This is a genomic window from Pseudomonas sp. (genome assembly GCF_050739995.1).
Taxonomy (GTDB): Bacteria; Pseudomonadota; Gammaproteobacteria; order Pseudomonadales; family Pseudomonadaceae; genus Aquipseudomonas.
In genome coordinates this window covers 1-5,017 of record NZ_JBOICG010000122.1, presented here as the reverse complement: position 1 = coordinate 5,017, position 5,017 = coordinate 1, and the positions used below count along the sequence as shown (strand labels likewise).

6 protein-coding genes are annotated in these 5,017 nt (G+C 58.5%); 5 read left to right on the top strand and 1 reads right to left on the bottom strand.

What is annotated here, in order from left to right; all coding sequences use genetic code 11:
- A partial coding sequence (locus ACRESD_RS04250; protein ID WP_431749776.1) for a cold shock domain-containing protein membrane protein occupies window positions 1-401 on the bottom strand: 401 nt, incomplete at its 3' end.
- Window positions 402-826: 425 nt separating this feature from the next.
- On the opposite strand from ACRESD_RS04250, the gene ACRESD_RS04245 reads away from it, so the two are divergent.
- The 5 genes from ACRESD_RS04245 to ACRESD_RS04225 all read left to right on the top strand — a co-directional run bounded on the left by ACRESD_RS04245 (window position 827) and on the right by ACRESD_RS04225 (window position 4,981).
- Complete coding sequence (locus ACRESD_RS04245) at window positions 827-1,300, top strand: Dps family protein (RefSeq protein WP_431749775.1); 474 nt, start codon at window positions 827-829, stop codon at window positions 1,298-1,300.
- A 181-nt stretch (window positions 1,301-1,481) separates the two neighbouring features.
- Complete coding sequence (locus ACRESD_RS04240; RefSeq protein ID WP_431749774.1) at window positions 1,482-1,823, top strand: ribbon-helix-helix domain-containing protein; 342 nt, start codon at window positions 1,482-1,484, stop codon at window positions 1,821-1,823.
- A 171-nt stretch (window positions 1,824-1,994) separates the two neighbouring features.
- Window positions 1,995-2,216 (top strand): FmdB family zinc ribbon protein, encoded by a 222-nt coding sequence (locus ACRESD_RS04235; protein WP_010208103.1) that lies wholly within the window; start codon window positions 1,995-1,997, stop codon window positions 2,214-2,216.
- Between the two features lie 107 nt (window positions 2,217-2,323).
- A complete protein-coding gene (gene aspS, locus ACRESD_RS04230; protein WP_431749773.1) occupies window positions 2,324-4,099 on the top strand; it encodes an aspartate--tRNA ligase in 1,776 nt (591 codons plus the stop codon).
- Between the two features lie 135 nt (window positions 4,100-4,234).
- Entirely contained in the window at window positions 4,235-4,981 is a 747-nt protein-coding gene (locus ACRESD_RS04225; RefSeq protein WP_431749772.1) for a YebC/PmpR family DNA-binding transcriptional regulator, read from the top strand.
- Window positions 4,982-5,017 lie beyond the last annotated feature (36 nt).

The following is a 5,017-nucleotide window of genomic DNA, read 5'->3' as shown; positions in this document are numbered from 1 at the left end:
CCGGTATCCCGATTGGTCATGTCGTAGTTTTGCGACGCGGCCGCAGGGGACGAACGGTAGAAGCTGATGGCCAGATGAAGAACGATGGCGACCACAGCAATCACCAGGCTGAGCAGGATGGCCGGATGGCCGCCCACTTCAGGCATCGGTGCCAGGAGGGTGAGGGTTTGAACGACAACGGTCAGTACCAGCAGGGCGCTGACCAGGTTTTGCAGTTGATGACGCGTGCCTTTGTTCCAGTAAGGGATTACCGGTGCCAGCGTCAGGTTGAGAAGGCCGAACAAGGCCAGGTACAGGGCGTCGTGTTGTTCCAGGTACGGCAGGCTTTCAGGCTGCAGACTCGGGATAAAGGACAGCAGCAAAGCTGCAACGCCCGTTAGCAGGTGGACGATTTTCAACATTTTGATTAACTCACGTTAAGACGGATCACAAGGAAGAGCTGACTGGCACGGTTCGCTTCTGAACAATGGGAGGCGTTGAGCACGTGCGCGGGTATCAGCCTATGGGGTGGGCCGCAGAAATGAACGGCCACCACACGCCGTCTATTTAACAGCAAAGGCTGTGCCTACTCAAATCAAGCATTTCGGGGTGTTGCAGCTGCTCGGGCATTTTCGCGCCAAACACTTGTCCTAGACAGGTGCGGTTTTTTTGCGCGGCATTTTGAGCATTTTCCTACTGCCTGATGGCTTGTCGTCTTTGGTCAACAAGCTGTAGGGGACGATTTGCCGCACGCCCCCTTGGACCACCGGGCTGCACGCGACCGGCACACTTGCTAGAGTGGTCCTGCACCTGATCAATGAATGCTAGTCAATTGAAGGGGAAAAACATGGCAATCGATATTGGTATCAGTGAAGAAGACCGTAAATCCATCGTCGACGGACTTTCGCGGCTGCTGTCCGATACCTACGTGTTGTATCTGAAGACCCACAACTTCCATTGGAACGTCACGGGCCCCATGTTCCGTACGCTGCACTTGATGTTTGAAGAACAGTACAACGAACTGGCACTGGCGGTGGATTCCATTGCCGAGCGTATCCGTGCCCTGGGTTTTCCGGCGCCGGGTGCCTATTCGATCTATGCCCGTCTTTCTTCCATCAAGGAAGAGGAGGGTGTACCGAGTGCCGAAGCGATGATCCAGCAACTGGTAGCCGGCCAGGAAGCGGTAACGCGCACTGCACGGGGCATCTTCCCATTGCTCGACAAGGTCAGCGATGAGCCGACGGCCGACCTGTTGACCCAACGCATGCAAGTCCACGAAAAAACGGCGTGGATGCTGCGTTCCCTGCTTGAAAACAAGTAAGGGTTGAGCCAGGGCGGCGCCTTCCTGGCGCTGCTCGCTTGTTTCCGCGTACTTCCTGGCGTTGTCCTACGACGATCAACGCCCCGTCTTCTGGCTGCCCCTCGCGTCCTGCTGTTTTATAGGCCCACTGCCCGATGGGAGAAGCCCATGGGCTGCTGTTTGGCAATGGAGTGTCAGGTGTATGTCACGTGGAATGGGTAAGGGAGTGATGGAGACCTGCGGTTTTCACAAGATAAAGGTCGATCCCTTTGCTAAGGGCTTCGACATGGGGTTGGCCAAGCCACTGTCCAGGTCGGTCAGGCTCAATGGGTTTTCCACCTGCCTGCGGCTTGAACAGATCTATTGGAATATCCTCACGGAAATAGCCAGGATCAATGCGTGCTCGGTCAGTGCATTGTTGTCCTATGTCGATCGGGAAGTGCATTTGCGTTATGGCGGGGTTAAAAACTTCAGTGGGCTGGTCAGGGTGGTCTGCGTAGTTCACCTGCTAAAAGACCGTGTCACCCCTGTGTACCCTGATTAGCCTGGCGGTTGCGGAGCCGGCCCACCGTCAAGGCGGGCCGGGCTTCGGGCAGAAAGCCGGCTGCACTGCCTCGATTTACCAGATATAATCCCGCGCTTTGCTGCGCATGCCCGGGTTTTATGCAATCGGCAGGGCGCGGCGCAGTAATGATCTGATCGCCGAGACATCTCCATGCCCATGTACGACTATCAATGTGCCTCCTGTGGTCATCAGTTGGAAGCCATTCAGAAGATCAGCGCCGCGCCGCTGGTCGATTGCCCTGCTTGCCAGGCACCTGAGCTGAAGAAGATGTTGTCCATGCCGGGCTTCCGCCTGAGCGGCAGCGGCTGGTACGAAACCGACTTCAAGACCGGTTCCAAGAAGAATCTGGCGGGCGGCGACAAAGCAGACTGAGTTGAACTCTACGCGCAGGCTCCTGCATTATCCGTCCCCTGCTTTAATGTACGGTGACGAGGCGGGCCTCCACCGAATTTCGAATTACGAGAAGTGAAACCACTACCATGATGCGCAGCCACTATTGCGGCCAACTGAACGAGACCCTGGAAGGTCAGGAAATCACCCTTTGCGGATGGGTTCACCGTCGTCGCGACCACGGCGGGGTGATTTTCCTCGATATCCGTGATCGTGATGGTCTGGCCCAGGTGGTGTTCGACCCGGATCGCGCCGAGAGCTTTGCTGCCGCCGACCGTGTGCGCAGTGAGTACGTCGTGAAGATCACCGGCAAGGTTCGCCTGCGTCCGGCCGGTGCCGTGAACAAGAACATGGCGTCCGGCGGCATCGAAGTGCTGGGCTACGAGCTGGAAGTGCTGAACGAGTCGGAAACCCCGCCATTCCCACTCAACGAATACTCCGATGTGGGCGAAGAAACCCGTCTGCGCTACCGCTTCCTGGACCTGCGTCGTCCGGAAATGGCCGAGAAGCTGCGCCTGCGTTCGCGCATGACCACCAGCATCCGTCGCTTCCTCGACGAAAACGGCTTCCTCGATGTTGAAACACCGATCCTGACCCGGGCCACTCCGGAAGGTGCGCGTGATTACCTGGTGCCGAGCCGTACCCACGCCGGTTCCTTCTTTGCCCTGCCGCAATCGCCTCAGCTGTTCAAGCAACTGCTGATGGTCGCCGGCTTCGACCGTTACTACCAGATCGCCAAGTGCTTCCGTGACGAAGATCTGCGCGCCGACCGTCAGCCGGAATTCACCCAGATCGACATCGAGACCAGCTTCCTCGATGAAAAAGAGATCATGGGCCTGACCGAGCAGATGATCCGCAACCTGTTCAAGGAAGTGTTGAACCTGGAGTTCGGTGATTTCCCGCACATGACCTTCGAAGAAGCCATGCGCCGCTACGGTTCCGACAAGCCAGACCTGCGTAACCCGCTGGAACTGGTGGACGTGGCCGACCAACTGAAAGAAGTCGACTTCAAGGTGTTCAGCGGCCCGGCCAACGACCCTAAATGCCGCATCGCCGCCCTGCGCGTGCCAGGCGGCGCGAGCATGCCGCGCAAGCAGATCGACGACTACACCAAGTTCGTCGGCATCTACGGTGCCAAGGGCCTGGCGTACATCAAGGTCAACGAGCGCGCCAACGGTGTTGACGGTCTGCAATCGCCGATCGTGAAAAACATTCCGCTGGAGAACCTGAACGCGATCCTCGATCGCGTCGGCGCAGTCGACGGCGACATCGTGTTCTTCGGGGCCGACAAGGCCAAGATCGTCAGCGAAGCCCTGGGCGCACTGCGCATCAAGCTCGGTCACGACCTGAACCTGCTGACCTGCGAATGGGCTCCGATGTGGGTCGTTGACTTCCCGATGTTCGAAGAGAACGACGACGGCAGCTTCAGCGCCTTGCACCACCCGTTCACCGCGCCGAAGTGCTCCCCGGCCGAGCTGGAAGCCAACCCGGCTGGCGCTCTGTCCCGCGCCTACGACATGGTGCTCAACGGTACCGAGCTGGGTGGCGGTTCGATCCGTATCCACCGCAAAGAGATGCAACAAGCGGTCTTCCGCCTGTTGGGTATCAACGAAGCGGAACAGGAAGAGAAGTTCGGCTTCCTGCTCGACGCCCTGAAGTACGGTGCACCGCCGCATGGTGGCCTGGCCTTCGGCCTGGACCGTCTGGTGATGCTGATGACCGGCGCCCAGTCGATCCGTGAAGTGATTGCCTTCCCGAAAACCCAGAGTGCTGCGGACGTCATGACCCAGGCTCCGGGTGTGGTGGATGCCAAGGCGCTGCGCGAGCTGCACATCCGTCTGCGCGAGACGCCGAAGGCTGAGTAAGGCCGCTGCGTGAAAGCGCACTGAGGTTTACGCAGTCTAAAAAGGCGCATCTTCGGATGCGCCTTTGCGTTACAAGGGTTGTATCCCACCAGGGGTGGGGTTGATAAGGTTTCTACAGAATTTCGGAGTTGTGTTATGGCTGGCCATTCCAAGTGGGCGAACATCAAGCACCGCAAAGAGCGTCAGGATGCCAAGAAAGGCAAGATCTTCACCAAGTGGATTCGCGAGCTGACCGTCGCTGCCCGCCAGGGCGGTGGTGACCCGGGTTCCAACCCGCGTCTGCGCCTGGCGTTGGACAAGGCCCTCGGCGCCAATATGAGTCGCGACATCATCGATCGCGCCGTAGCCCGTGGTGCCGGCGCTGCCGACACCGACGACATGGTCGAATTGAGCTACGAAGGCTACGGCCCGGGTGGCGTGGCGGTGATGGTCGAGTGCATGACCGACAACCGCAACCGTACCGCTGCTGCCGTGCGCCATGCATTCAGCAAGTGCGGTGGTAACCTTGGCACCGACGGTTCGGTGGCTTATCTGTTCGAGCGCAAGGGGCAGATTACCTTCGCACCTGGCACGGATGAAGATGCGTTGATAGAGGCTGCTATGGAGGCGGACGCCGACGACGTGGTGACCAACGAAGACGGTTCCATTGACGTGTTCACCTCGTTCGCCAGCTTCTATGCCGTGCGTAATGCCCTGGAAGCCGCTGGTTTCAAAGGCACCGACGCGGAAATCGTGATGCTGCCGACCACCAGTGCCGAGCTGGATTTGGATGGTGCGCAGAAGGTGTTGAAGATGCTGGATATGCTCGAAGATCTGGACGATGTGCAGAACGTGTATTCGAACGCCGACATCCCGGAAGATGTGGCAGCACAGCTAGTCTGAAGGATGATATAGATCCAAATGTGGGAGGGGGCTTGC

Excerpts from the sequence above, each read along its gene's own strand:
- aspS (WP_431749773.1), top strand. The coding sequence starts at position 2,324 with ATGATGCGCAGCCACTATTGCGGCCAACTGAACGAGACCCTGGAAGGT.
- ACRESD_RS04225 (WP_431749772.1), top strand. The coding sequence starts at position 4,235 with ATGGCTGGCCATTCCAAGTGGGCGAACATCAAGCACCGCAAAGAGCGT.
- ACRESD_RS04240 (WP_431749774.1), top strand. The coding sequence starts at position 1,482 with ATGTCACGTGGAATGGGTAAGGGAGTGATGGAGACCTGCGGTTTTCAC.
- ACRESD_RS04245 (WP_431749775.1), top strand. The coding sequence starts at position 827 with ATGGCAATCGATATTGGTATCAGTGAAGAAGACCGTAAATCCATCGTC.
- ACRESD_RS04235 (WP_010208103.1), top strand. The coding sequence starts at position 1,995 with ATGCCCATGTACGACTATCAATGTGCCTCCTGTGGTCATCAGTTGGAA.